Origin of the sequence: Streptococcus sp. Marseille-Q5619 (assembly GCF_946901205.1) — a bacterium.
Classification (GTDB): Bacteria; Bacillota; Bacilli; order Lactobacillales; family Streptococcaceae; genus Streptococcus.
In genome coordinates this window covers 147,276-173,242 of sequence record NZ_CAMPPO010000001.1, presented here as the reverse complement: position 1 = coordinate 173,242, position 25,967 = coordinate 147,276, and the positions used below count along the sequence as shown (strand labels likewise).

Below are 25,967 nucleotides of genomic sequence, written 5' to 3'. Positions count from 1 at the left end.
AGAGGTGTTTATGAATATTTGGACCAAATTAGCAATGTTTTCTTTTTTTGAAACGGATCGCTTGTATTTGCGTCCTTTCTTTTTTAGTGATAGTCAGGACTTCCATGAGATAGCTTCAAATCCTGAAAATTTACAATTTATTTTCCCAACTCAGGCAAGTCTGGAAGAAAGTCAATATGCACTGGCCAATTACTTTATGAAGTCCCCTTTGGGAGTGTGGGCAATTTGTGACCAGAAAACTGAAAAAGTGATTGGTTCTGTTAAGTTTGAAAAGTTAGATGAAATTAAAAAAGAAGCTGAGATTGGCTATTTTTTGAGAAAAGATGCTTGGTCGCAAGGATTTATGACAGAGGTTGTTAGAAAAATTTGTCAGCTTTCTTTTGAGGAATTTGGTTTAAAACAATTGTCCATTATTACCCACCTCGAAAATGAAGCAAGTCAAAAGGTTGCCCTTAAGTCTGGATTTCGGTTGATTCGTCAGTTTAAAGGAAGTGATCGCTATACAAGGAAAATGCGAGATTATCTTGAGTTTCGCTTTGTAAAGGGAGAAGTTAATGAGTAAACACCAAGAAATTCTAAGTTATTTGGAGGAATTACCAGTAGGTAAAAGGGTCAGTGTTCGTAGTATTTCCAATCATCTGGGAGTCAGTGATGGAACGGCCTATCGGGCTATCAAGGAAGCTGAAAACCGTGGAATTGTAGAGACTCGCCCAAGAAGTGGTACTATCCGTGTTAAATCTCAGAAAGTTGCTATCGAAAGATTAACATTTGCTGAGATAGCAGAAGTGACTTCTTCTGAGGTTCTGGCTGGGCAAGAAGGTTTAGAGAGAGAATTTAGTAAGTTTTCAATCGGTGCCATGACCGAACAAAATATTTTGTCTTACCTTCATGATGGGGGACTCTTGATTGTCGGAGACCGTACCCGTATCCAACTGTTAGCACTTGAAAATGAAAATGCCGTTCTGGTTACAGGGGGATTTCAGGTTCATGATGATGTTCTTAAACTGGCCAATCAAAAAGGAATTCCTGTTCTGAGAAGCAAGCATGACACTTTCACTGTCGCGACCATGATCAATAAAGCCTTGTCAAATGTCCAAATCAAGACTGATATTTTGACAGTTGAGAAGCTTTATCGTCCAAGTCATGAATATGGTTTTCTGAGAGAGACAGACACTGTTAAAGATTATTTGGACTTGGTACGCAAGAATCGTAGCAGTCGTTTCCCAGTTATCAATCAACATCAGGTTGTTGTTGGGGTTGTAACCATGAGAGATGCTGGCGATAAATCACCAAACACGACAATTGATAAAGTCATGTCTCGTAGTCTATTTTTGGTTGGATTATCGACAAATATTGCCAATGTCAGTCAACGGATGATTGCTGAAGACTTTGAAATGGTACCGGTTGTTCGGAATAATCAAACCTTGCTTGGAGTTGTGACAAGACGAGATGTCATGGAGAAGATGAGTCGTTCCCAAGTTTCGGCTCTACCAACTTTTTCTGAGCAGATTGGTCAAAAACTTTCTTATCACCATGATGAAGTAGTCATTACAGTTGAGCCCTTTATGCTTGAGAAAAACGGTGTTTTAGCTAACGGTGTATTGGCGGAGATACTGACTCACATGACTCAAGATTTAGTTGTGAATAGTGGTCGCAATCTCATCATAGAGCAAATGCTGATCTACTTTTTGCAGGCGGTTCAGATAGATGATATACTGCGCATTCAAGCACGCATTATCCATCATACGAGACGATCAGCCATTATTGATTACGATATTTATCATGGTCATCAGATTGTTTCAAAGGCAAATGTAACCGTTAAAATTAATTAGAAACTAGGAGAAATAATGATAACATTAAAATCAGCTCGTGAAATCGAAGCTATGGATAAGGCCGGTGATTTTCTAGCAAGTATTCATATCGGCTTGCGTGATTTGATTAAGCCTGGCGTAGATATGTGGGAAGTTGAAGAATACGTTCGCCATCGTTGTAAGGAAGAAAATTTCCTTCCGCTTCAGATTGGAGTTGACGGTGCAATGATGGACTATCCTTATGCTACCTGTTGCTCTCTTAATGATGAAGTGGCTCATGCTTTCCCTCGTCACTATATCTTGAAAGATGGTGATTTGCTCAAAGTTGATATGGTTTTGGGAGGCCCAATTGCTAAATCTGATTTGAATGTCTCAAAATTAAACTTCAACAATGTTGAGCAAATGAAAAAATACACTCAGAGCTATTCTGGTGGTCTGGCAGACTCTTGTTGGGCTTATGCTGTAGGTACACCGTCCGAAGAAGTCAAAAATTTGATGGATGTAACCAAAGAAGCTATGTACAAGGGGATTGAGCAAGCTGTTGTTGGAAACCGTATCGGTGATATTGGAGCGGCTATTCAAGAATATGCTGAAAGTCGTGGTTACGGTGTAGTGCGTGATTTGGTTGGTCATGGTGTTGGCCCAACTATGCACGAAGAACCAATGGTTCCTAACTATGGTATTGCAGGTCGAGGACTCCGTCTTCGTGAAGGAATGGTCTTGACTATTGAACCAATGATCAATACAGGTGACTGGGAAATTGATACAGATATGAAGACCGGCTGGGCGCATAAGACCATTGACGGTGGACTATCTTGTCAATATGAACACCAATTTGTCATTACGAAAGATGGTCCTGTTATCTTGACTAGTCAAGGTGAAGAAGGAACTTATTAATAAAAAGTGAAAAGACTACTGGAAGTTTATTTTGATAAAAAATCCAGTAGATCTTTTTATAATAAAACGTATTGTATCAAGCTTTTAATGCCTGGTATAATGCGTTTTTCTGATTTTAAGATTTTCTTCAACTTTGTTTGTAACGACATTATAACAGAGGATCTAGGATTCAGGGCTCTCCTCCTATATACTATTAGTAAAGCAAAACTAGGGGAGAATATTTTAGTGTCGCAATCTATTGTTTCTGTAGAGGTTCCACAATATTGTCGTTTTGATTCTAAAAAGAGCAATGAAATTCTGTTTAACGTTCGTATTGCCAATCTTAAATTTACCTTTTTCATATTGAAGTATTGAGCTAGTTTATGAAAAAATTGAATGAAAGAGTTGAGTGTTTTAGAAACCTACAGTGTAGTATTCTAGTTTCAATCCACTATATTTTGCTACTCCCCGTAAAGTTTCTATTTTCCCTGAATTCTGATATAATAGAAATATTGACTTCAAGAGTAAGGAAGAGAAGATGAACGCATTATTAAATGGAATGAATGACCGTCAGGCTGAGGCGGTGCAAACGACAGAAGGTCCCTTGTTGATCATGGCGGGGGCTGGTTCTGGAAAGACCCGAGTTTTGACCCACCGTATCGCTTATTTGATTGATGAAAAGCTGGTCAATCCGTGGAATATCTTGGCTATTACCTTTACTAATAAGGCTGCGCGTGAGATGAAAGAGCGTGCTTATAGCCTCAATCCAGCCACTCAGGACTGTTTGATAGCGACCTTTCACTCCATGTGTGTGCGTATTCTGCGTCGCGATGCGGACCATATTGGCTACAATCGTAATTTTACTATTGTGGATCCTGGTGAACAGCGAACTCTTATGAAACGCATTCTTAAGCAGTTAAACTTGGATCCGAAAAAATGGAATGAACGGAGCATTTTAGGAACTATTTCCAATGCTAAGAATGATTTGATTGATGATGTGGCTTATGCTGCCCAAGCTGGAGATATGTACACGCAAATCGTGGCCCAGTGTTATACAGCCTATCAGAAAGAGCTTCGTCAGTCGGAGTCGGTTGACTTTGATGATTTGATTATGCTGACTCTGCGTCTCTTTGATCAAAATCCTGATGTCTTGACCTACTACCAGCAAAAATTTCAGTACATCCATGTTGATGAGTACCAAGATACCAACCACGCACAGTACCAATTGGTTAAACTCTTGGCTTCCCGTTTTAAAAATATCTGTGTGGTTGGGGATGCTGACCAGTCCATCTACGGTTGGCGTGGTGCTGACATGCAGAATATCTTGGATTTCGAGAAAGATTATCCCCAAGCCAAGGTTGTTTTGTTGGAGGAGAATTACCGTTCCACCAAAATCATTCTCCAAGCGGCCAACGAGGTCATTAAAAACAATAAAAACCGCCGTCCTAAGAATCTCTGGACTCAAAATGCTGATGGGGAGCAAATCGTTTACTATCGTGCCAATGATGAGCTGGATGAGGCTGTATTTGTAGCCAAAACCATCGATGAACTTGGTCGGAGTCAAAACTTCCTTCACAAGGATTTTGCAGTTCTCTATCGGACTAATGCCCAGTCCCGTACTATTGAGGAAGCCTTGCTTAAGTCCAATATTCCTTATACAATGGTCGGAGGAACCAAGTTCTACAGCCGTAAGGAAATCCGCGATATTATCGCTTATCTTAATCTTATTGCCAATTTGAGTGACAATATCAGTTTTGAGCGTATTATCAACGAGCCTAAACGTGGAATTGGGCCAGGTACAGTTGAGAAAATCCGTGACTTTGCGAATATGCAAGATATGTCCATGCTAGATGCTTCAGCTAATATCATGTTATCTGGTATCAAGGGTAAAGCAGTCCAGTCTATCTGGGATTTTGCCAATATGATTCTAGATTTACGAGAGCAGCTAGATCAATTAAATATTACAGAGTTGGTTGAGGCCGTCCTAGAAAAAACAGGTTACGTCGATATTCTAAATGCTCAAGCGACCTTAGAAAGCAAGGCTAGGGTTGAAAATATTGAAGAGTTCCTTTCTGTGACGAAAAACTTTGATGACATCTCTGATGGGCCAGAAGAGGAAACTGGTCTGGATAAACTGAGTCGTTTCCTAAATGATTTGGCCTTGATTGCAGACACAGATTCAGGCAGTCAGGAGACATCAGAAGTGACCTTGATGACCCTGCATGCTGCCAAAGGTCTTGAGTTTCCAGTTGTCTTTTTGATTGGGATGGAAGAAAATGTCTTTCCGCTTAGCCGTGCAGCTGAAGATCAAGATGAATTAGAAGAAGAACGCCGTCTGGCCTATGTAGGAATTACGCGTGCAGAGAAAATTCTCTATCTGACCAATGCCAACTCGCGCCTGCTTTTTGGTCGTACCAACTACAATCGTCCGACTCGTTTTATTAACGAAATCAGTTCAGACTTACTTGAGTATCAAGGGTTGGCTCGTCCAGCAAATACAAGCTTTAAAGCATCATATAGTAGTGGTGGCCTTGCCTTCGGTCAAGGTATGAGTTTGGCGCAGGCCCTCCAAGACCGTAAACGCAGTGCTGCTCCAAAAACTATCCAGTCAAGCGGTCTCCCATTTGGTCAATTTATAGCTGGCACAAAATCAGCGTCTAGCGAGGCAAATTGGTCTATTGGTGATATTGCCCTCCACAAGAAATGGGGAGAGGGAACTGTTCTGGAAGTTTCAGGTAACGGAGCTACTCAGGAATTAAAAATCAATTTCCCAGAAGTAGGTTTGAAAAAACTTTTAGCTAGTGTAGCCCCAATTGAGAAAAAAATCTAATTTTCCATCCTTCTCACGAATAATAAAGTGAGGAGGATTTTTATGTACAGTATTTCATTCCAAGAAGATTCACTATTGCCAAGAGAAAGACTAGCCAAGGAAGGAGTAGAAGCGCTCAGTAACCAAGAGTTGCTAGCTATTTTACTTAGGACAGGAACACGTCAAGCCAGCGTTTTTGAAATTGCCCAGAAAGTCTTGAACAACCTTTCAAGCCTAACGGATTTGAAAAAAATGACCCTGCAGGAATTGCAGAGTCTGTCTGGTATCGGTCGTGTTAAGGCTATAGAGTTGCAAGCTATGATTGAATTGGGGCATCGTATTCATAAACATGAGACCCTTGAAATGGAAAGTATTCTCAGCAGTCAAAAGTTGGCCAAGAAGATGCAGCAGGAATTGGGACATAAAAAACAAGAGCACCTGGTGGCGCTCTATCTCAATACTCAAAATCAAATCATCCATCAACAGACCATTTTTATCGGTTCTGCAACTCGTAGTATCGCTGAACCGCGAGAGATTCTTCACTATGCCATCAAGCATATGGCGACCTCTCTCATCTTGGTTCACAATCATCCTTCAGGAGCGGTATCGCCTAGCCGTAATGATGATCATGTCACTAAACTTGTCAAAGAAGCCTGCGACCTGATGGGGATTGTCCTCTTGGACCATTTGATTGTCTCACATTCTAATTACTTTAGTTATCGTGAAAAGACGGATTTAATCTAAAGTTCATTAACAACATAGTCAAAGAGGTTTTTATCTTTGGGACGATTTTCAAATAGAAATTCTGGGTGCCATTGGACACCGAGAAAGGGGACATCATCCGTACTCATGACAGCCTCAATGATACCATCTTTAGGATCATGAGCTGCAATCTTTAAATTTGGTGCTAAATCCTTGATGCTCTGGTGGTGGAAGGAGTTGATATGGGAAATTTCTCCATAGATTTCTCGAAGAACTGTATCAGGCTCTGTCACCAAGCGTTGAGTTGTGTACTCGGCAGAACAATCCTGCCAATGGTCTTCGATATCTTGGTACAGAGTTCCGCCCATGGCAACGTTAAAAAGCTGAGTCCCACGACAGACAGAGAAAATCGGCTTTTGCTGTTTGATAGCTTCCTTGATGAGGGCTAGTTCGAAGATATCTCTTTGAAGGTGGTAGTCATCGCTATCAATGGTTTTTGGTTCACCATAGAATTTTGGATCAACATTTTGCCCACCTGTCAAGATGAGCTTGTCAATCATACTGATATAGTGGCAGGCCATTTCTTGATCACCAATCGGTAGGATGATGGGAATCCCTCCAGCGTCTTTAACGCCTTCAACAAAGCCTTTTGCTGCGTAGCTCATCATGATGTCATCATCAGGATGAGTTTTTTCGTTTCCTGTAATCCCTATAACTGGTTTTTTCATAAAATGATTTTCGCTTTCTAATCCTCTTTTCGCATGAAATAGAGGAGGGTTTGGAGTTCACTTGTCAAATCGACATACTGAACGACCACATCTTTTGGTAAATGCAGATGAACTGGTGAAAAACTAAGAATTCCTTTTACGCCAGCATCAACCAAGAGATTAGCGACCTCTTGTGACTTGACGCTGGGAACGGTCAGGATAGCAGTCTTGACATCAGCATCCTTGATTTTATCCTTGATTTGAGAAATTCCGTAAATGGGAATCCCGTCAGGAGTTTGGGTACCGACTTCAGGATGGTCATCTAGGTCAAAGGCCATGATAATCTTCATCTTGTTACGCTCGTGGAAGCGGTAGTGGAGAAGGGCATGACCCATATTTCCAATACCTACTAGCATGACATTGGTAATGGAGTTATCATTGAGCAAATCGGCAAAAAACGTCATCAGTTTTTTGACATCATAGCCAAAACCACGACGACCTAGTTCACCAAAATAGGAAAAATCACGACGAACTGTCGCTGAATCAATACCGATAGCCTCTGCAATTTGTTTAGAGTTGGCACGTTCAATCTTTTCTGCATGAAATCTCTTAAAAATTCGATAGTAGAGAGAGAGTCTTTTCGCTGTAGCTTTTGGAATAGCAGACTGTTTATCTTTCACAAAATCACAACCTTTCTATTCTTCTATTTTATAGAAACATTGTGAAAAAATCAACAAAAACAAGAAAAAACTAAGAAAAATCTTAGTTTTGATGTAAAAATTCTGCATGTGATAGAAAACGGTAGAGGTCTCCAACCAATCCTTGGTAAACTTCCTGCCCCTCAAAAGTCAAAGAAGTCACATAAAGTGTATCTGGTAGGGTCACACATCCTGACAAAGCCAGCATGAGAGCTTCATAATCCTCATACTTGAGTGTACGCTCTACCCGATAGCTGTCCTTATAGGTCAGTTCAAACATTTTGGCTCTATCTTTCCGATTTTGTAAAGACACCACGTTCTACCAAGCTATCCATGAGGAAATAGAATTTTTCCTGATGAATGTGGTGGTCTTCTGATTTGAAAATATCAACTAGACGTAGCCCAAACTTGTCAGTGATATTGATTTTAGCACCTGTAAGTTCCTTGTTAATGATGATTTTGAGTTGGAAGCCTTCACCGCTGTTTGGCACTTTTTCAAGTAGGCGAGTCAATTCATAGTTACCAACCTTAGTCTCAAAAAAGGTGTTGTCCTTAAGGGTGAATTTTTTAACAGAAGGGCTAAGAGTGTAGTCGTAACGACAATTTTTTAACTGAATGGTTTTTTCAAATGCCATATGGCTAACCTCCGATAATTTCTTTTAAGGTCTTTGCGAGGGTATGTAGGTCTTCAACAGTATTTTCTGGCGAGAGACTGATACGAACGGATTCCTTCAAGCGTTCTGAATTTGCCCCGTACATGGCTTCAAGAACATGGCTGGATTGGACAATGCCTGCCGTACAGGCTGAGCCAGTAGAGATTGAAATTCCAGCCAAATCTAGCCGAAGGAGTAAGAGGTCGTTTTTCTGACCAGGAAATCCAATATTGAGAACATAAGGGAGATGATGTTGTCCTCTATTCACGTAATACTGAATTCCTTCTAGCTCTGCAAGAAAGGCAGTTTCTAGATTTTGTACATGTTGGAAATGTTCTTCCTGTTTTTCTAGGTCTTCTTTTAGGGCTGCAACCATACCCACGATGGCAGCTAGATTTTCAGTTCCGGCTCGTTTTTTCTGTTCTTGGTCTCCGCCATGAAGATAGGAATCAAAATCCATGCTAGATGCGTAGAGAAAACCGATTCCCTTAGGACCATGGAACTTGTGGGCAGAAGCAGTGAGAAAATCAATGCCCAATTCTTCTGGGTGTATAGGGATTTTACCAATAGCCTGAACTGCATCGACATGATAGGCGGCTGGGTGTTGCTTGAGTATTTGGCCAATTTCAGCAATGGGCAGTAGGTTTCCAGTCTCATTATTGGCAAACATGGTAGAAACCAAAATCGTATCGTCACGTAAGGCCTCTTGAATTTGCTGGGCGGTGATTTCTTGATTTTCTGGCTGGATAATGGTTGCTTCAAACCCAAAGTGTTGAACCAAGTAATCAATTGTTTCAAGGACAGCATGGTGCTCAATAGCAGTTGTGATAATATGTTTTCCTTGTTCTTGGTGACGAAGGCAGTAACCAATGATAGCAGTATTGTTGCCTTCTGTCCCACCAGAAGTGAAAAAGATATGTTGAGGTTTTGTCCCCAGTAACTGAGCTAGTTCCTGACGGGCTTCTCGTAAGAGTTTACCAGCTTGACGACCATGACCATGAATACTAGAAGGGTTGCCGTAGGTTTCTTGCATCACCTTGGTCATAGCTGAAATAGCAACTGCTGACATAGGAGTTGTCGCAGCATTGTCCAAATAAATCAAAGAATCACCTTATTTCTTTTTGTTGTAGGCAAAGAGTGGGCTGACTGGTTTTCTTTCGTGGATACGGACGATGGCGTCACCAATTAACTCACTAGCAGTGATGTAGCATACGTTTTTAGGAGTTTTTTCTTTTGTTGCTACTGAATCAGTCACAAGAATTTCTTTAATCTTAGTATTGTCAAGAAGTTCAGCAGCTCCCTCGACGAAGAGACCGTGGCTAGAAACAGCATAAATTTCTGTAGCCCCTTCACGTTCAACGATTTTAGCAGCTTCAGAGAAGGTGCGTCCTGTATTTAAAATATCGTCAATCAAGATGGCTTTCTTACCTTCAACATCACCAATGATATAACCTTCGTTGCGAGTTGCATCGTCTTGAGGATAGTCGATAATGGCGATAGGAGCATCAAGATATTCAGCCAAGCTACGCGCACGTTTGACACCTGAATTTTTAGGGCTAACGACAACAACATCTGAACCGAGTAGTCCCTTATCGCAGTAATGTTTTGCAAATAGGGGAACAGTGAAAAGATTATCCACTGGAATATCAAAGAAACCTTGAACCTGAACGGCATGCAAATCAAGAGTCAGGATACGGTCAACACCAGCCTTAACCAGCATATTGGCAACTAGTTTAGCTGTAAGTGGCTCACGAGGACAAGCAATGCGGTCTTGACGTGCATAGCCAAAATATGGAAGGACAACGTTGATACTGTGGGCACTTGCGCGCACACAAGCGTCGACCATGATCAACAATTCCATTAGGTGGTTGTTAACAGGGAAACTTGTTGATTGGATGATGTAAACATCATAACCACGGACACTTTCTTCGATATTCACTTGGATTTCTCCGTCTGAAAATTGACGTGACGATAGTTTTCCAAGTGGGACACCAACAGCTTGAGCAATTTTCTGTGCAATCTCTTGGTTAGAGTTGAGTGCGAAAAGTTTCATGTTTTTTCTATCTGACATTATAGACCGTCCTCTGTAAACTTTTTAAATCCTAGTGATATTTGCCTTACCTATATGAACTGGGATTTGTGTATTTTTATCTTTTCTATTTTACCAAAAAATGGAGATTATTTCAGCTATTTTTCATACTTTTGACAAATCGAACCAATTTTGAAGGAGCTTTTTGATAAGAAATCTGATTTTCCTCTAAAAATTTTTGGAAATCTTGTTTGCCTTGCTCGTGATTTTCCACTTCAAGCTCCAATTCGTAATCCGTCATATCAAAGTATTGACTTTCATCCAGAGCCATGAGACCGATAGCTGTTTGCATTTCATAGCGAAGTGTTGTTAGACAACCAAGTACCTGCCAGTTCTTGCTTTGGATGCCATGTTTCGCCAATTCATCCAGTACTAGCCCTTGAGGAAGTTCTTCCTTAGACAGATAGTTTTCAGCATCTTTTAGTTGCAATTTTTGGTTGTATTCCATGTTTCCAACACTCTGCGGGACTTTGAGTGTCAATTCTGCCCAGTCTTCAAAGGTTCGAATGCGCATAGCAATTTTCTTTTCTCGCAGTTCAAAATCAGGTGTGTCCATGTAGTGGTTTTTTTGAAGAACAGGAGTGACGTCTGTGAACTGGTCTTTTAGACGATTGTATTCATCTTTTTTCAATAGTGTTTTCAATTCAATTTCTAAATGTTTCATTTTTCTTACCTTTTCTTTATCGTTGAAAGCGGATTATGGTATAATAAGCATTGTATTTATTGTATATGAATCTGGAGAAAAAATCAAAGATATTTTTGAAGGATAATATGAGAACAAGGGAGAATATATGACCTTAGAATGGGAAGAATTTCTAGATCCTTACATTCAAGCTGTTGGTGAGTTAAAGATTAAACTTCGTGGTATTCGTAAGCAATATCGTAAGCAAAATAAGCATTCTCCGATTGAGTTTGTGACTGGTCGAGTTAAGCCAATTGAGAGTATCAAAGAAAAAATGGCTCGTCGTGGCATTACTTATGCGACCTTGGAACACGATTTGCAGGATATTGCTGGTTTGCGTGTGATGGTTCAGTTTGTAGATGACGTTAAGGAAGTAGTGGAGATTTTGCGCAAACGTCAGGATATGCAGATCATACAGGAGCGAGATTACATTACTCATCGAAAAGCATCAGGCTACCGTTCCTATCACGTGGTAGTAGAATATACGGTTGATACCATCAATGGAGCCAAGACCATTTTGGCGGAAATTCAAATTCGTACCTTGGCCATGAATTTTTGGGCAACGATAGAACATTCTCTCAACTACAAGTACCAAGGGGATTTCCCAGATGAGATTAAGAAGCGACTGGAAATTACAGCTAGAATCGCCCATCAATTGGATGAAGAAATGGGTGAAATTCGTGATGACATCCAGGAAGCCCAGGCTCTTTTTGATCCCTTGAGTAGAAAATTAAATGACGGTGTAGGAAATAGTGACGATACAGATGAAGAATACAGGTAAACGAATTGACTTGATAGCCAATAGAAAACCGCAGAGTCAAAGGGTTTTGTATGAATTGCGAGATCGTTTGAAGAGAAATCAGTTTATACTCAATGATAGTAGTCCGGACATTGTCATTTCCATTGGTGGAGATGGCATGCTCTTGTCGGCCTTTCATAAGTATGAAGACCAACTTGATAAGGTACGCTTCATCGGTCTTCATACAGGACATCTGGGCTTTTATACCGATTATCGTGATTTTGAGTTGGATAAGTTAATGACCAATTTGCAGCTAGATACCGGAGCAAGGGTTTCTTACCCTGTTCTAAATGTGAAGGTTTTTCTTGGAAATGGAGAGGTCAAGATTTTTCGTGCCCTCAACGAAGCCAGCATCCGCAGGTCTGATCGAACCATGGTGGCAGATATTGTCATCAATGGTGTTCCCTTTGAACGTTTTCGCGGAGATGGCTTAACAGTTTCGACACCGACTGGTAGCACTGCCTATAACAAGTCTCTTGGTGGTGCTGTTTTACACCCTACCATTGAAGCTTTGCAATTAACGGAAATTGCCAGCCTTAATAATCGTGTCTATCGAACTCTGGGCTCTTCCATTATTGTGCCTAAGAAGGATAAGATTGAACTCATTCCAACAAGAAATGATTACCACACCATTTCGGTTGACAATAGTGTCTATTCTTTTCGTAGTATCGAGCGAATCGAGTATCAAATTGATCATCATAAGATTCACTTTGTCGCGACTCCTAGCCATACCAGCTTCTGGAACCGCGTTAAAGATGCCTTTATCGGCGAGGTGGACGAATGAGGTTTGAATTTATCGCAGATGAGCATGTCAAGGTTAAGACCTTCTTAAAAAAGCACGAGGTTTCTAAGGGACTTTTGGCCAAGATTAAGTTTCGAGGTGGAGCTATTCTAGTCAATGACCAACCGCAAAATGCAACTTATCTATTGGACATTGGAGACCGCGTTACCATTGATATTCCTGCTGAGGAAGGTTTTGAAACTCTAGAAGCTATCGAGCGCCCACTGGATATTCTCTATGAGGATGACCATTTTCTAGTCTTGAATAAATCCTATGGAGTTGCTTCTATTCCTAGTGTTAACCACTCCAATACCATTGCCAATTTTATCAAGGGTTACTACGTCAAGCAAAATTATGAAAATCAGCAGGTTCACATTGTAACCAGGCTTGATAGAGATACTTCTGGCTTGATGCTCTTTGCCAAGCACGGCTATGCCCATGCACGATTAGACAAGCAGTTGCAGAAGAAGTCCATTGAAAAACGCTACTTTGCTCTGGTTAAAGGAGATGGATATTTAGAGCCTGAAGGAGAAATTATTGCTCCGATTGCGCGTGATGAAGACTCTATTATCACTAGAAGAGTAGCTAAAGGTGGGAAGTACGCCCATACTTCCTACAAGATTGTCGCTTCTTATGGAAATATCCACTTGGTCGACATTCGCCTGCATACTGGACGTACCCACCAAATCCGAGTCCATTTTTCTCATATTGGTTTCCCTTTGTTGGGCGATGATTTGTACGGAGGTAGTCTGGACGACGGCATTCAACGTCAGGCCCTGCATTGCCATTACCTATCCTTTTATCATCCATTTTTAGAGCAAGACTTGCAGGTATCAAGTCTCTTGCCGGATGATTTCAGTAACCTTATTAAACAGTTATCAACTAATACTCAATAAAATATATTAGAGTATAATTTATTATTTTAAAGGAGAAAACTCATGGAAGTTTTTGAAAGTCTAAGAGCCAACCTAGTTGGTAAAAATGTCCGCATCGTTCTACCTGAAGGAAAAGAACCTCGTATTCTTCAAGCTACGAAACGCTTGGTAAAAGAAACAGATGTTATTCCAGTCTTGCTTGGTAAACCAGAAAAAATTAAAATTTACCTTGAAATTGAAGGGATTCACGAGGGTTATGAAGTCATCGATCCTGACCACTACGCTAAGTTTGACGAAATGGTTGCTGCGCTCGTTGAACGTCGAAACGGTAAGATATCAGAAGAAGAAGCTACTAGACTCTTACGTGAAGACGTTAACTACTTTGGTGTAATGCTAGTATATATGGGCTTGGTTGACGGTATGGTTTCAGGTGCACTTCACTCAACTGCTGCAACAGTTCGTCCAGCCCTTCAAATCATTAAAACTCGTCCTAATGTTACTCGTACTTCAGGTGCCTTCCTAATGACTCGTGGTTCAGAACGTTACCTATTTGGTGACTGTGCTATCAATATCAATCCTGATGCAGATGCCTTGGCTGAAATTGCGATTAATTCAGCAATCACTGCGAAAATGTTTGGTATAGAACCAAAAATTGCTATGTTGAGCTATTCAAGTAAAGGTTCTGGTTTTGGTGATAACGTTGATAAGGTAGTAGCAGCTACACAACGTGCGCACGAACTACGCCCAGATCTTGAAATAGATGGGGAATTGCAATTTGACGCTGCCTTCCACCCTGAAACGGCAGCTTTAAAAGCTCCAGGAAGTAAAGTTGCTGGACAAGCAACTGTATTTATTTTCCCAAGTATCGAAGCTGGAAATATCGGTTACAAGATTGCAGAACGTCTCGGTGGTTTCTCAGCTGTGGGACCTGTTTTACAAGGTTTGAATAAGCCAGTTAATGACCTTTCACGTGGATGTAGTGCAGAAGATGTTTACAATTTGACTCTCATCACAGCAGCTCAAGCTGTTCATCAATAAGATTTAGTCCTCTTTCCCTTGGGAAGAGGCTTTTTATACTCAATGAAAATCAAAGAGCAAACTAGGAAACTAGCCGCAGGTTGCTCAAAGCACTGCTTTGAGGTTGCAGATAAGACTGACGAAGTCAGGAACCATACCTACGACAAGCCGACGCTGATATGGTTTGAATTTGATTTTTGAAGAGTATTAAATGAGTATGAAAAGAGAATTTTTTCATTAGAAAACGCATAATATTGAGTGTTTTGACACCTGCTATTATGCGTTTTTTATAATTTTTGCACCTTTCTTAGCCTTTGTTATCGACAAGTATTGTTCTAGCTCCTTGTTTTTAGAATGGCAATTTCCCAGCGAAAGCACCCAGTTTTTTCTTGGTAGTTTCATCGATTTGTTCAAGAGCAGAGTTGATGGCTTGAACGGTCATATCAGAAAGAGTTTCAAGGTCCTCTGGGTCAATGATAGCTGGATTGAAATCAATGCTGATAACTTTCTTATCTCCAGTTAAGGTCGCTTGGACAAGGTCTTGAGCAGATTTGCCAACAAATTGCATGGCAGCAAGTTCGGCCTGGCTTTGTTCCATTTGTTTTTGAAGTTTTTGTGCTTGACGCATCATGTTTTGCATGTTCATCATAAGATTTCTAAAGTTCCTTTCATCTCAAGGGGATAATCCTTGTTGTTAACAAGTGCCTGATTTTCTCTCCTAATTGTTATTAGTAGCATATCCATCAAGCCCAAGTATTGATTTTATTATACCATTTTTTTAAGACATAGTCTTTTATTGGTGAGAGTTATTTATGTCAAGGAGTGATTAGAAATAAATTAAAATAATGATTTTTGCTAAGAGGGGCTCTATTCTAGTTTCATGGAAATGATTTTACTAAAGGTTCGTATGCTTTGTTTACAAACATGTTATCTCTATCTATTTTTGGATAAATAGTTATCTATTATTATGCTAATAGTAAAATCTAAATGGTAGCCTACGATTTTTTAGAAAGAAAATGGTACAATATTCTAAGAGAAAATACAATGGGAGGGAAAATGAGGTTATTACCTATAAGAAAAATATCACGTCAGTCTAAAAGGTTAGCACTTTTTTTGACGTTTTGTGCTGGATATGTGGATGCTTACACTTTTATTGTTCGCGGGAATACCCTTGTAGCTGGACAAACTGGAAATGTTGTCTTTCTTTCGGTAGAGCTAATACAGAATAATGTTTCGGATGTTAGGGATAAGCTTTTAACCTTAATAGCGTTTATGCTGGGAGTTTTTTTACTAACGATTTATAAGGAAAAATTGAGAATTGTGAAAAAGCCAATTCTGTCACTGATTCCTTTGGCAATCCTATCAATAGTTATTGGTTTTGTGCCTCAGACTGTGGATAATATCTATCTAGTACCGCCCTTGGCCTTCTGCATGGGACTGGTGACAACTGCTTTTGGAGAAGTGTCGGGTATTGCTTACAATAATGCCTTTATGACAGGGAATATCAAACGGACCATGCTGGCTTTTGGAGATTATTTCCGAACCAAGCACACTCCTTTTTTGCGTGAAGGGTTCATATTTGTTAGCCTGCTTAGTAGTTTTGTCCTTGGCGTCGTCTTTTCAGCCTATTTGACGATTTTTTATCATGAAAAGACCATTCTTGGTGTTCCTATTATGATGAGTATTTTTTACCTCAGCATGCTTTTTGCCTCGTGGCAGAAAAAAGTAAAAGAAAAAGCTTCATTTTAGGTGTTATTACTTGTAAGAAAATAGGAGATATGCTATACTTGAAGAGTTGACTATGCACGATCCTGTGCAACCGCACGAACATCGTTGCTTGATTATTCAAGTTTAAGTGGTTCGTCCCACGATGCTAGGCGAGTCTTCACAAAAAAATTGGGGAAACCCATAAAAATCATAGGAGGTGCATAATGAGCACATACGCAATTATCAAAACTGGCGGAAAACAAGTTAAAGTTGAAGTTGGTCAAGCAGTTTACGTTGAAAAATTGAACGTTGAAGCTGGTCAAGAAGTTACTTTTAACGAAGTTGTTCTTGTTGGTGGTGAAAACACTGTTGTCGGAACTCCACTTGTTGCTGGAGCTACTGTAGTTGGAACTGTTGAAAAACAAGGAAAACAAAAGAAAGTGGTTACTTACAAGTACAAACCTAAAAAAGGTAGCCACCGTAAACAAGGTCACCGTCAACCATATACAAAAGTTGTCATCAACGCAATCAACGCTTAATTTTAAGGAGAACACATGATACAGGCAGTCTTTGAGAGAGCCGAAGATGGCGAGCTGAGGAGTGCGGAAATTACTGGACACGCCGAAAGTGGCGAATACGGCTTAGATGTCGTGTGTGCATCGGTTTCTACGCTTGCCATTAACTTTATTAATTCTATTGAGAAATTTGCAGGCTATGAACCAATCCTAGAATTAAACGAAGATGAAGGTGGCTATCTGATGGTTGAAATTCCAAAAGATCTTCCTTCACACCAGAGAGAAATGACTCAGTTATTCTTTGAATCATTTTTCTTAGGTATGGCAAACTTATCGGAGAACTCTTCTGAGTTCGTCCAAACCAGAGTTATCACAGAAAACTAACACGGAGGAAAACATTATGTTAAAAATGACTCTTAATAACTTGCAACTTTTCGCCCACAAAAAAGGTGGAGGTTCTACATCAAACGGACGTGATTCACAAGCAAAACGTCTTGGAGCTAAAGCAGCTGACGGACAAACTGTAACAGGTGGATCAATCCTTTACCGTCAACGTGGTACACACATCTACCCAGGTGTAAACGTTGGACGTGGTGGAGACGATACTTTGTTCGCTAAAGTTGAAGGCGTAGTACGCTTTGAACGTAAAGGACGCGATAAAAAACAAGTTTCTGTTTACCCAATCGCTAAATAAAAAGGTTCAGTGAACCTTTTTATCCTGAGCCTTGAAATGTAAAGGCGAGGAAGCTAGAAGTAGCATTAAATAAGGCTTTCCGAGTTTTTCGGAGAGCCTGTTTTTTTGTTTTGGTACCCATACTTTTTAATATGTATAGTGGATTGAATCTGGAATAGAACACTGCTAAAAATTGATTTGAGTTTCCTACTCGATTTCTTCAGATTTTATTTCAATTGACTATAAGAACTGGTATCTGGTTTCAAATATTGGCTTGTCGTCCCTTAACTTGTCTGAATGGCTTGAGCCGTTCCTTCTGATAAGGGAAAATGATATTCTTTAACTGAAACTGTCTGAGAATCCAAGCTAACAGACGGAGAGAAAAATAGCTCCAATCTGAAGCACACTGGATGGGAGTTGTTGAAAATCAGTCATCTAGTTTTTCTTTACTGCTTTGGCTTTTTTCTTTGTCATCAGGGAAAGTGACTTGCTTCAAATCAGGGAGTTTAGGAAACTCTTCAAATATCTTGCACAAGTTGTCTCGTTTTGTAAATTTTACAGCCATAGGTGTACCTCGATTCTAAATTCTACCTTTTCGGCACCAATTAGTAATTTAAAGTTCTCAGGAGTTAGTTGCATTGCTTTTTCATACATAAGCATAGTATGACACTTTATGGTTACCGAACAAGTCTAATCACTCCTTTCAAACTTTTGAAGATGGCCTACAAGTTTTTGAGAAGAATATTGCAAAGTTCATAGTTAAGCAACGATAGAGTGAAGTGCTTTTTGAAAACAGCTACACTTCAGGTGAAAAAAACGACATTTCAGATTTTCTGTTCCAGAAATAGCTATCGCTATGATATAATTATTTTATGATTATTACTATTCCTATAAAAAACCAAAAAGATATTGGCACACCATCTGATTCAGTCGTTGTTCTCGGCTATTTTGATGGCATACATAAGGGGCATCAAGAATTATTTCGTGTTGCCAACAAAGCTGCGAGAAAGGATTTATTGCCTATCGTCGTTATGACCTTTAATGAATCTCCAAAGATCGCTTTAGAGCCTTATCATCCAGATTTGTTTTTGCATATTTTGAACCCTGCTGAACGTGAAAGAAAATTAAAGCGCGAAGGTGTAGAAGAATTATATCTCCTTGATTTTAGTAGTCAATTCGCTAGTCTCACGGCAGAAGAATTTTTTGCAACTTATATCAAGGCTATGAATGCCAAAATTATTGTTGCAGGTTTTGATTATACATTTGGTTCTGACAAAAAAACAGCAGAAGATTTAAAGGATTACTTTGATGGAGAAGTTATCATTGTTCCACCTATAGAAGATGAGAAAGGAAAGATTAGTTCAACTCGTATCCGTCAAGCTATTTTAGATGGAAATGTGAAAGAAGCAGGAGAACTTTTGGGGGCACCGCTTCCATCCAGAGGTATGGTGGTTCATGGTAATGCTCGTGGTCGTACGATTGGTTATCCAACAGCTAATTTGGTGCTTTTAGACCGTACTTATATGCCAGCAGATGGCGTTTATGTCGTTGATGTTGAGATTCAAAGACAGAAGTATCGTGCTATGGCTAGTGTCGGGAAAAACGTGACCTTTGATGGAGAAGAAGCACGTTTTGAAGTCAATATTTTTGATTTTAATCAAGATATTTATGGGGAAACCGTCATGGTTTATTGGCTTGATCGCATTCGAGATATGACCAAATTTGATTCTGTTGATCAATTAGTGGATCAGTTAAAGGCTGATGAAGAAGTAGCTCGAAATTGGTCTTAAGAGCTTGAGTAAACAAAAAAGAGGTTGTTTGTAACCCAAAAGATAGATGATTTAGTCTAACTTTTGAGGTCACGACATTACCTCTTTTTATTCTTTTTCAAAGGTAAATCCTTCTCCAAGGATTTCGTGGGCTTCTGTAATAGTGATAAAGGCTTGAGGATCGATTCGATGAATCATTTCCTTCATTTTCACAATCTCATTTCTACCGACAATACAGTAGATAATCTTCAAATCTTTTTGACTATAGTAGCCTTGACCTGAGATGAAAGTAACGCCTCTTCCTAGGTCATCATTAATCGCTTTAGCAAGTTGGTCAGGACGTTTTGTGATAATCATAAAGCCTTTACCAGCATAGCCTCCTTCGCCAATCAAATCAATGACACGAGAAACGATAAAATCAAATAAGAGTGTGTAGGAAACCAATCTCAAATCCTTGAAGATAAGGAGAATGAGCATGAGAATACAAAAATCTAAGATAAAGAGCAGTTTTCCCATTGATATATGAGTGTATTTATTGAGAATACGAGCTAGAATATCAGTTCCGCCAGTTGTACCTCCAGCATTAAAGATAATTCCAAGACCAATTCCCAATAGAATCCCAGCTATAAGAGCAGTGATTAGTAAATCACCTTGAAGATCAATATGAAGTGGAATACGCTCAAAAAAGGCTAACCAGGCGGATAAGGCTAAGGTTCCTAGCAAACTAGAATAGAGGGATTTTGCTCCAAATATTTTCCAAGCTAGGATGAAAAGGGGAATGTTAATCAGCAAGTTCATGAGCGAAACAGGGATTTTAAAAAGATAAAAGGTGATAAGGGTAATACCTGTTGCCCCTCCTTCAAAGAGATGATGAGGAACTACAAAATAAGTTAGACCAAAAGCATAAATAGCAGCACCTAGTAAAATGGTTAAAATGGGGTAAATTTTTTTAATCATAGGACACCTCTTTTCTTATAAGTTGATTATATCAAATTTTTACGGAAAATTTGAGTGACTCCATTAGGATTTTTAATCTTTTTTTGATATAATTAAAAGTAAGAAAACCAATCTGAATCCTAAAATAGAAAGATTGATACTATGACAAAAATTAAGATTGTAACCGATTCATCTGTTACTATTGAACCAGAACTAGTAAAGCAATTAGATATTACGGTAGTGCCACTATCTGTAATGATTGATAATGTTGTTTATTCTGATGCTGATTTGAAAGAAGAAGGTAAATTTCTTCACTTGATGCAAGAAGCTAAGAATCTTCCGAAAACAAGTCAGCCGCCTGTAGGTGTCTTTGCTGAAGTTTTTGAAGACCTGTGCAAGGATGGTAGCCAGATTCTTGCTATTCATATGTCTCATGCTCTTTCGGGGACTGTAGAAGCAGCACGCCAAGGTGCTAGTTTATCTACTGCAGATGTGACTGTTGTTGATAGTTCCTTCACTGACCAAGCCTTGAAATTCCAAGTTGTTGAGGCTGCGAGATTAGCTCAAGAAGGCAAAGACATGGAGACAATTTTAGCTCATGTAGAAGAGGTTAAAAACCATACGGAGCTCTATATTGGCGTTTCTACTCTAGAAAATCTAGTAAAAGGTGGACGAATTGGCCGTGTAACTGGATTGTTAAGCTCCCTTCTCAATATCCGTGTTGTCATGCAAATGAAAGACCATGAATTGCAGCCAATGGTTAAAGGTCGTGGAGCTAAAACTTTTAAAAAATGGTTAGATGAGTTGATAACATCGCTTTCTGAACGTTCTGTAGCAGAGATTGGAATTTCATATTCTGGTAGTGCTGATTGGGCAAAAGAGATGAAAGAAAGCTTACAAGCTTATGTTGAACAGCCAATTTCTGTTTTGGAAACGGGTTCCATTATTCAAACTCACACGGGTGAGAACGCTTGGGCTATTTTGGTACGTTACCACTCCTAAAAAAATAAAGAAAATGGGAAGAAATAGCGTTTTTAACTTGACCTAAAAGGGATTTTAGGATATGATTATATTTGTTAATTAGAAATTATTTGGAGGAATCGTTAACATGGCAAACAAACAAGATTTGATCGCTAAAGTAGCAGAAGCTACAGAATTGACTAAGAAAGACTCAGCAGCAGCAGTTGAAGCTGTATTTGCAGCAGTAGCTGACTATCTTGCAGCTGGTGAAAAAGTTCAATTGATCGGTTTTGGTAACTTTGAAGTTCGTGAGCGTGCAGAACGTAAAGGTCGCAACCCACAAACTGGTAAAGAAATGACAATTGCAGCTTCTAAAGTTCCAGCATTCAAAGCTGGTAAAGCTCTTAAAGACGCTGTTAAATAATTGGTGTTCAAAAAGCCTATTGTATCAAGCTTTCTAGCTTGGTCAGTAGGCTTTTTAATTATGAAATCTAGTAATAAATAGAGTTAAAAAGTTGAATGCTCCGAAAATATTGTATATATAGTAGTTGAATCTAAAATAGTACGAAACAATTTCTAAAACATTTATAGAAATTAATTTTACTTCCTCAATCGATTTGTTCTCATCTTATTTCAATCTGCTATACGTACGTATATAATGAAAAGAATTAAATAATAGACTTGTGCGATAACTATTTGAAGCAAGATTGGCTGGTTAGAAAATCCAACAAGATAGCGAAGGAATCTAACATAAAATATACATAATTTATTTTATGTTATAAACCCTTCGCTAAAATACTTACCATTATCTTGAATGCCTTAGGGAAACATGCTATACTACTTGTATGATTATTTTACAAGCTAATAAAATTGAACGTTCTTTTGCAGGAGAGGTTCTTTTCGATAATATTAACCTGCAGGTTGATGAACGAGACCGGATTGCTCTTGTTGGGAAAAATGGAGCAGGTAAGTCTACTCTTTTGAAGATTTTGGTTGGAGAAGAGGAGCCAACTAGTGGAGAAATCAATAAGAAAAAAGATATTTCTCTATCTTACCTAGCCCAAGATAGCCGTTTTGAATCTGAAAACACTATCTACGATGAAATGCTTCATGTCTTTGATGATTTGCGTCGGACTGAGAAACAACTGCGTCAGATGGAGTTGGAGATGGGAGAAAAGTCTGGTGCTGATTTGGATAAACTGATGTCAGATTACGACCGCTTATCTGAGAATTTTCGCCAAGCAGGTGGCTTTACCTATGAAGCTGATATACGAGCGATTTTAAATGGATTCAAGTTTGACGAATCTATGTGGCAGATGAAAATTGCTGAGCTTTCTGGTGGTCAAAACACCCGTCTGGCTCTAGCCAAAATGCTACTTGAAAAGCCCAATCTTTTGGTATTGGACGAACCAACCAACCACTTGGATATTGAAACCATTGCCTGGCTAGAGAATTACTTGGTAAACTATAGCGGTGCCCTCATTATTGTCAGCCACGACCGTTATTTCTTAGACAAGGTTGCGACAATTACGCTAGATTTGACCAAGCATTCCTTGGATCGCTATGTGGGGAATTACTCTCGTTTTGTTGAGTTGAAGGAGCAAAAACTAGCTACTGAGGCAAAAAACTATGAAAAGCAACAGAAGGAAATTGCTGCTCTGGAAGATTTTGTCAATCGCAATTTAGTCCGTGCTTCGACGACCAAACGTGCCCAATCTCGCCGCAAACAACTGGAAAAAATGGAACGTTTGGACAAGCCTGAAGCGGGTAAGAAATCAGCCAATATGACCTTCCAGTCTGAAAAAACGTCGGGCAATGTTGTTTTGACTGTTGAAAATGCGGCTATTGGCTATGATGGGGAAGTCCTGTCACAACCGATTAACCTAGACCTTCGTAAGATGAATGCTGTTGCCATCGTTGGTCCCAATGGTATTGGCAAGTCAACCTTTATCAAATCTATTGTGGACCAGATTCCTTTTATCAAGGGTGAAAAGCGATTTGGCGCTAATGTTGAGGTTGGTTACTATGATCAGACTCAAAGCAAGCTAACACCAAGTAATACGGTCCTAGATGAACTTTGGAATGATTTCAAATTGACACCGGAAGTTGAAATCCGTAACCGCCTAGGTGCTTTCCTTTTTTCTGGAGATGATGTCAAAAAATCAGTCGGTATGCTGTCTGGTGGCGAAAAAGCTCGCTTACTTTTGGCTAAATTGTCCATGGAAAACAACAACTTCTTGATTCTGGATGAGCCAACCAACCATTTGGATATTGATAGCAAGGAAGTGTTGGAAAATGCTTTGATCGACTTTGATGGAACTCTTCTATTTGTCAGCCACGACCGTTACTTTATCAATCGTGTAGCAACTCATGTACTGGAATTGTCTGAGAATGGATCAACTCTCTATCTTGGAGATTACGATTACTATGTTGAGAAGAAATCAGAAGTAGAAATGATTCAAACTGAGGAAGCTTCAACCAGCAATCAAGCAAAAGAAGCAAGCCCAGTTAATGACTATCAAGCTCAGAAAGAAAGTCAAAAAGAAGTTCGCAAACTCATGCGACAAATCGAAAGTCTAGAAGCTGAAATTGAAGAGCTAGAAAGTCAAAGTCAAGCCATTTCTGAACAAATGTTGGAAACAAATGATGCCAGCAAACTGATGGAATTGCAGGCTGAACTGGACAAAATCAGCCATCGTCAGGAAGAAGCCATGCTTGAGTGGGAAGAATTATCAGAGCAGGTGTAAAATGGAACATCTTGGAAAAGTATTTCGTGAATTTCGGACAAGTGGAAATTATTCTTTAAAGGAGGCGGCAGGGGGGTCTTGCTCTACCTCTCAGTTATCTCGCTTTGAGCTTGGGGAGTCTGACCTAGCAGTCTCGCGTTTCTTTGAGATTTTGGATAACATTCATGTAACAATCGAAAATTTCATGGACAAGGCAAGAAATTTTCACAATCATGAACATGTTGCCATGATGGGACAAATTATTCCGCTTTACTACTCAAATGATATTGCAGGTTTTCAAAAGCTTCAAAGAGAACAACTTGAAAAGGCTAAGAGTTCGATCAATCCCCTTTATTTTGAGCTGAACTGGATTTTGCTACAAGGTCTGATTTGTCAAAGAGATTCGAGTTATGATATGAAGCAGGATGATTTGGATAAGGTAGCAGATTATCTCTTCAAAACAGAAGAATGGACCATGTATGAGTTGATTCTTTTCGGTAACCTTTATAGTTTCTACGATGTGGATTATGTCACTCGGATTGGTAGAGAAGTTATGGAGAGGGAAGAATTTTACCAAGAGATTGGTCGCCATAAGAGATTGGTGTTGATTTTGGCCCTCAATTGTTACCAGCATTGTTTAGAGCATTCTTCTTTTGACAATGCAAACTATTTTGAGACTTATACAGAGAAGATTATTGGTAAAAACATTAGTCTGTATGAACGGAATATTTTACATTACCTCAAAGGTTTTGCCTTATATCAAAAAGGAAAGTGTAAAGAAGGTTGTAGCCAAATGCAAGAAGCCATGCATATTTTTGACATGCTAGGTCTTCCAGAGCAAGTAGCCTACTATCAGGAACACTACGAAAAATTTGTCAAAGATTAATTTTCCCAAATAAGGGAAAAAATAAAAAGCTCCTTTCAGTTTTGATAAAATAGTTTCAAAATTTGAGAGGAGTTTTTATATGAATCGCTATGCAGTACAGTTGATTAGTCGCGGAGCTGTTAACAAGATAGGGAATATGCTCTATGATTATGGAAATAGTGTCTGGTTGGCTTCCATGGGAACTATCGGACAGACAGTTTTAGGAATGTATCAGATTTCTGAACTCGTCACATCTATTCTCGTAAATCCCTTTGGCGGAGTCATTTCAGACCGTTTTTCTCGTCGTAAGATTTTGATGACGACAGACCTTGTTTGTGGGATTCTTTGTCTGGCTATTTCTTTCATAAGGAATGACAGCTGGATGATTGGAGCTTTGATTTTTGCCAACATTGTTCAGGCTATTGCTTTTGCCTTTTCTCGTACAGCCAATAAAGCTATTATAACTGAAGTGGTGGAGAAAGATGAGATTGTGATCTATAACTCTCGCTTAGAGCTGGTTTTGCAGGTTGTAGGTGTTAGCTCTCCTGTTCTTTCCTTCCTTGTTTTACAGTTTGCAAGTCTCCATATGACGCTACTGCTAGACTCGCTGACTTTTTTCATTGCTTTTGTTCTAGTGGCTTTCCTTCCAAAAGAGGAAGCAAAAGTTCAAGAGAAAAAGGCTTTTACTGGGAGAGATATTTTTGTAGATATCAAGGATGGGTTACACTATATCTGGCATCAGCAAGAAATTTTCTTCCTTTTGCTGGTAGCTTCCAGCGTTAATTTCTTTTTTGCAGCTTTTGAATTTCTACTTCCCTTTTCGAATCAGCTTTACGGGTCAGAAGGAGCCTATGCAAGTATTTTAACTATGGGGGCTATTGGTTCCATCATTGGGGCTCTTCTAGCTAGTAAAATTAAAGCTAATGTTTATAATCTTTTGATTTTACTGGCTTTGACAGGTGTCGGAGTTTTTATGATGGGATTACCACTTCCAACTTTTCTTTCCTTTTCTGGAAATTTAGTTTGTGAATTGTTTATGACGATTTTTAATATTCACTTTTTTACTCAAGTACAAACCAAGGTTGAGAGCGAATTTCTTGGGAGAGTACTGAGTACAATTTTTACCTTAGCTATTCTATTTATGCCTATTGCAAAAGGATTTATGACAGTCTTGCCAAGTGTACATCTCTCTTCTTTCCTGATAATTGGAAGTGGTGTTATCATCTTGTCTTGTATATCGTTTATTTATGTTCGAACTCATTTTGAAAAATTGATATAAGGCTGCTTGAGTTTCAAAAATAATTTCAAACTAAGTGT

Annotated in this window: 30 protein-coding genes, 1 pseudogene and 1 other annotated feature; of the genes and pseudogenes, 20 read left to right on the top strand and 11 right to left on the bottom strand. The window is 39.3% G+C overall.

Annotation, left to right across the window (positions count from 1 at the left end; translation table 11 throughout):
* Positions 1 to 10: 10 nt before the first annotated feature.
* From OC530_RS00775 to radC, 5 genes are all read left to right on the top strand, one after another.
* Positions 11 to 562, top strand: a complete 552-nt coding sequence (locus OC530_RS00775) for a GNAT family N-acetyltransferase (protein ID WP_262078675.1) — start codon at positions 11 to 13, stop codon at positions 560 to 562.
* Entirely contained in the window at positions 555 to 1,832 is a 1,278-nt protein-coding gene (spxR, locus tag OC530_RS00770) for a CBS-HotDog domain-containing transcription factor SpxR (protein WP_262078674.1), read from the top strand. The genes OC530_RS00775 and spxR overlap by 8 nt, the downstream gene beginning before the upstream one ends.
* A 15-nt stretch (positions 1,833 to 1,847) precedes the next feature.
* A complete protein-coding gene (locus OC530_RS00765) occupies positions 1,848 to 2,708 on the top strand; it encodes a methionyl aminopeptidase (protein ID WP_262078673.1) in 861 nt (286 codons plus the stop codon).
* Between the two features lie 517 nt (positions 2,709 to 3,225).
* On the top strand, positions 3,226 to 5,517 hold the full coding sequence (pcrA, locus tag OC530_RS00760) for a DNA helicase PcrA (RefSeq protein ID WP_173225869.1): 2,292 nt from the start codon (positions 3,226 to 3,228) through the stop codon (positions 5,515 to 5,517).
* Between the two features lie 42 nt (positions 5,518 to 5,559).
* On the top strand, positions 5,560 to 6,240 hold the full coding sequence (radC, locus tag OC530_RS00755) for a DNA repair protein RadC (RefSeq protein ID WP_262078672.1): 681 nt from the start codon (positions 5,560 to 5,562) through the stop codon (positions 6,238 to 6,240).
* On the opposite strand, the gene OC530_RS00750 is transcribed toward radC, so the two are convergent.
* From OC530_RS00750 to OC530_RS00720, 7 genes are all read right to left on the bottom strand, one after another.
* Positions 6,237 to 6,926 (bottom strand): gamma-glutamyl-gamma-aminobutyrate hydrolase family protein, encoded by a 690-nt coding sequence (locus OC530_RS00750; protein ID WP_262078671.1) that lies wholly within the window; start codon positions 6,924 to 6,926, stop codon positions 6,237 to 6,239. The two genes, radC and OC530_RS00750, sit on opposite strands and share 4 nt — an antisense overlap.
* Before the next feature lie 17 nt (positions 6,927 to 6,943).
* Positions 6,944 to 7,585: a redox-sensing transcriptional repressor Rex gene (locus tag OC530_RS00745; RefSeq protein WP_000653417.1), complete on the bottom strand. Its 642-nt coding sequence runs from the start codon at positions 7,583 to 7,585 to the stop codon at positions 6,944 to 6,946.
* 82 nt (positions 7,586 to 7,667) lie between these two features.
* Complete coding sequence (locus tag OC530_RS00740) at positions 7,668 to 7,883, bottom strand: DUF4649 family protein (RefSeq protein WP_173276443.1); 216 nt, start codon at positions 7,881 to 7,883, stop codon at positions 7,668 to 7,670.
* Between the two features lie 7 nt (positions 7,884 to 7,890).
* Positions 7,891 to 8,238: a DUF1831 domain-containing protein gene (locus OC530_RS00735; RefSeq protein ID WP_000863540.1), complete on the bottom strand. Its 348-nt coding sequence runs from the start codon at positions 8,236 to 8,238 to the stop codon at positions 7,891 to 7,893.
* A gap of 4 nt (positions 8,239 to 8,242) precedes the next feature.
* On the bottom strand, positions 8,243 to 9,358 hold the full coding sequence (locus OC530_RS00730) for a cysteine desulfurase family protein (protein WP_173212811.1): 1,116 nt from the start codon (positions 9,356 to 9,358) through the stop codon (positions 8,243 to 8,245).
* 9 nt (positions 9,359 to 9,367) lie between these two features.
* Positions 9,368 to 10,327: a ribose-phosphate diphosphokinase gene (locus OC530_RS00725; RefSeq protein WP_049524085.1), complete on the bottom strand. Its 960-nt coding sequence runs from the start codon at positions 10,325 to 10,327 to the stop codon at positions 9,368 to 9,370.
* A gap of 112 nt (positions 10,328 to 10,439) precedes the next feature.
* Positions 10,440 to 11,009 carry a CYTH domain-containing protein gene (locus OC530_RS00720; RefSeq protein ID WP_173212809.1) on the bottom strand — a complete coding sequence of 190 codons (570 nt, stop codon included), beginning with the start codon at positions 11,007 to 11,009 and terminating at the stop codon, positions 10,440 to 10,442.
* A 127-nt stretch (positions 11,010 to 11,136) separates the two neighbouring features.
* On the opposite strand from OC530_RS00720, the gene OC530_RS00715 reads away from it, so the two are divergent.
* The 5 genes from OC530_RS00715 to OC530_RS00695 are packed head-to-tail and all read left to right on the top strand — an operon-like array spanning position 11,137 to position 14,700.
* Entirely contained in the window at positions 11,137 to 11,808 is a 672-nt protein-coding gene (locus OC530_RS00715; RefSeq protein ID WP_173261746.1) for a GTP pyrophosphokinase family protein, read from the top strand.
* Complete coding sequence (locus OC530_RS00710) at positions 11,792 to 12,610, top strand: NAD kinase (RefSeq protein WP_000799049.1); 819 nt, start codon at positions 11,792 to 11,794, stop codon at positions 12,608 to 12,610. The genes OC530_RS00715 and OC530_RS00710 overlap by 17 nt, the downstream gene beginning before the upstream one ends.
* A complete protein-coding gene (locus OC530_RS00705) occupies positions 12,607 to 13,503 on the top strand; it encodes an RluA family pseudouridine synthase (protein WP_173234045.1) in 897 nt (298 codons plus the stop codon). Before OC530_RS00710 ends, OC530_RS00705 begins: the two co-directional genes overlap by 4 nt.
* A 42-nt stretch (positions 13,504 to 13,545) precedes the next feature.
* Positions 13,546 to 14,520, top strand: a complete 975-nt coding sequence (gene pta, locus OC530_RS00700) for a phosphate acetyltransferase (RefSeq protein WP_173217834.1) — start codon at positions 13,546 to 13,548, stop codon at positions 14,518 to 14,520.
* Between the two features lie 42 nt (positions 14,521 to 14,562).
* On the top strand, positions 14,563 to 14,700 hold the full coding sequence (locus OC530_RS00695) for a hypothetical protein (RefSeq protein ID WP_218764737.1): 138 nt from the start codon (positions 14,563 to 14,565) through the stop codon (positions 14,698 to 14,700).
* Between the two features lie 148 nt (positions 14,701 to 14,848).
* Here OC530_RS00695 and OC530_RS00690 read toward each other — a convergent pair whose 3' ends face one another.
* Positions 14,849 to 15,148, bottom strand: a complete 300-nt coding sequence (locus OC530_RS00690) for a YbaB/EbfC family nucleoid-associated protein (RefSeq protein ID WP_057488267.1) — start codon at positions 15,146 to 15,148, stop codon at positions 14,849 to 14,851.
* Between the two features lie 395 nt (positions 15,149 to 15,543).
* Between OC530_RS00690 and OC530_RS00685 the strand changes: the two genes are divergently transcribed.
* The 4 genes from OC530_RS00685 to rpmA all read left to right on the top strand — a co-directional run bounded on the left by OC530_RS00685 (position 15,544) and on the right by rpmA (position 17,415).
* Positions 15,544 to 16,248 (top strand): YoaK family protein, encoded by a 705-nt coding sequence (locus tag OC530_RS00685; protein ID WP_218764752.1) that lies wholly within the window; start codon positions 15,544 to 15,546, stop codon positions 16,246 to 16,248.
* A 58-nt stretch (positions 16,249 to 16,306) separates the two neighbouring features.
* Positions 16,307 to 16,394 (top strand) — a sequence feature (ribosomal protein L21 leader region).
* 36 nt (positions 16,395 to 16,430) lie between these two features.
* Positions 16,431 to 16,745, top strand: coding sequence for a 50S ribosomal protein L21 (rplU, locus tag OC530_RS00680; RefSeq protein WP_000109141.1), 315 nt, complete (start codon positions 16,431 to 16,433; stop codon positions 16,743 to 16,745).
* Between the two features lie 15 nt (positions 16,746 to 16,760).
* Entirely contained in the window at positions 16,761 to 17,105 is a 345-nt protein-coding gene (locus OC530_RS00675; RefSeq protein ID WP_000613699.1) for a ribosomal-processing cysteine protease Prp, read from the top strand.
* Positions 17,106 to 17,121: 16 nt separating this feature from the next.
* Positions 17,122 to 17,415, top strand: a complete 294-nt coding sequence (rpmA, locus tag OC530_RS00670; protein ID WP_000916509.1) for a 50S ribosomal protein L27 — start codon at positions 17,122 to 17,124, stop codon at positions 17,413 to 17,415.
* 266 nt (positions 17,416 to 17,681) lie between these two features.
* Here the strand turns inward: rpmA and OC530_RS10190 are convergent.
* Together OC530_RS10190 and OC530_RS00665 are read right to left on the bottom strand one after the other, a co-directional pair.
* Positions 17,682 to 17,771 (bottom strand): annotated as a pseudogene (locus OC530_RS10190) (TIGR03943 family protein); the annotation flags it as partial.
* A gap of 50 nt (positions 17,772 to 17,821) precedes the next feature.
* Positions 17,822 to 17,959: an SPJ_0845 family protein gene (locus OC530_RS00665; RefSeq protein ID WP_000268693.1), complete on the bottom strand. Its 138-nt coding sequence runs from the start codon at positions 17,957 to 17,959 to the stop codon at positions 17,822 to 17,824.
* A 307-nt stretch (positions 17,960 to 18,266) separates the two neighbouring features.
* Between OC530_RS00665 and OC530_RS00660 the strand changes: the two genes are divergently transcribed.
* Complete coding sequence (locus OC530_RS00660; RefSeq protein ID WP_000587434.1) at positions 18,267 to 19,184, top strand: bifunctional riboflavin kinase/FAD synthetase; 918 nt, start codon at positions 18,267 to 18,269, stop codon at positions 19,182 to 19,184.
* Between the two features lie 87 nt (positions 19,185 to 19,271).
* On the opposite strand, the gene OC530_RS00655 is transcribed toward OC530_RS00660, so the two are convergent.
* Positions 19,272 to 20,120 carry a YitT family protein gene (locus OC530_RS00655; protein ID WP_050243034.1) on the bottom strand — a complete coding sequence of 283 codons (849 nt, stop codon included), beginning with the start codon at positions 20,118 to 20,120 and terminating at the stop codon, positions 19,272 to 19,274.
* A 141-nt stretch (positions 20,121 to 20,261) separates the two neighbouring features.
* Here OC530_RS00655 and OC530_RS00650 point away from each other — a divergent pair, with 141 nt between their 5' ends.
* From OC530_RS00650 to OC530_RS00630, 5 genes are all read left to right on the top strand, one after another.
* Positions 20,262 to 21,101 (top strand): DegV family protein, encoded by an 840-nt coding sequence (locus tag OC530_RS00650; RefSeq protein WP_173234047.1) that lies wholly within the window; start codon positions 20,262 to 20,264, stop codon positions 21,099 to 21,101.
* A gap of 106 nt (positions 21,102 to 21,207) precedes the next feature.
* The gene (locus tag OC530_RS00645) at positions 21,208 to 21,483 is read left to right on the top strand and encodes an HU family DNA-binding protein (protein WP_001284639.1); all 276 of its coding nucleotides are present in this window, start codon (positions 21,208 to 21,210) and stop codon (positions 21,481 to 21,483) included.
* Between the two features lie 421 nt (positions 21,484 to 21,904).
* On the top strand, positions 21,905 to 23,806 hold the full coding sequence (locus OC530_RS00640; protein ID WP_262078621.1) for an ABC-F family ATP-binding cassette domain-containing protein: 1,902 nt from the start codon (positions 21,905 to 21,907) through the stop codon (positions 23,804 to 23,806).
* A 1-nt stretch (position 23,807) separates the two neighbouring features.
* Positions 23,808 to 24,671 (top strand): MutR family transcriptional regulator, encoded by an 864-nt coding sequence (locus tag OC530_RS00635; RefSeq protein ID WP_262078618.1) that lies wholly within the window; start codon positions 23,808 to 23,810, stop codon positions 24,669 to 24,671.
* A 79-nt stretch (positions 24,672 to 24,750) separates the two neighbouring features.
* Positions 24,751 to 25,929, top strand: coding sequence for an MFS transporter (locus OC530_RS00630; protein ID WP_262078616.1), 1,179 nt, complete (start codon positions 24,751 to 24,753; stop codon positions 25,927 to 25,929).
* Positions 25,930 to 25,967 lie beyond the last annotated feature (38 nt).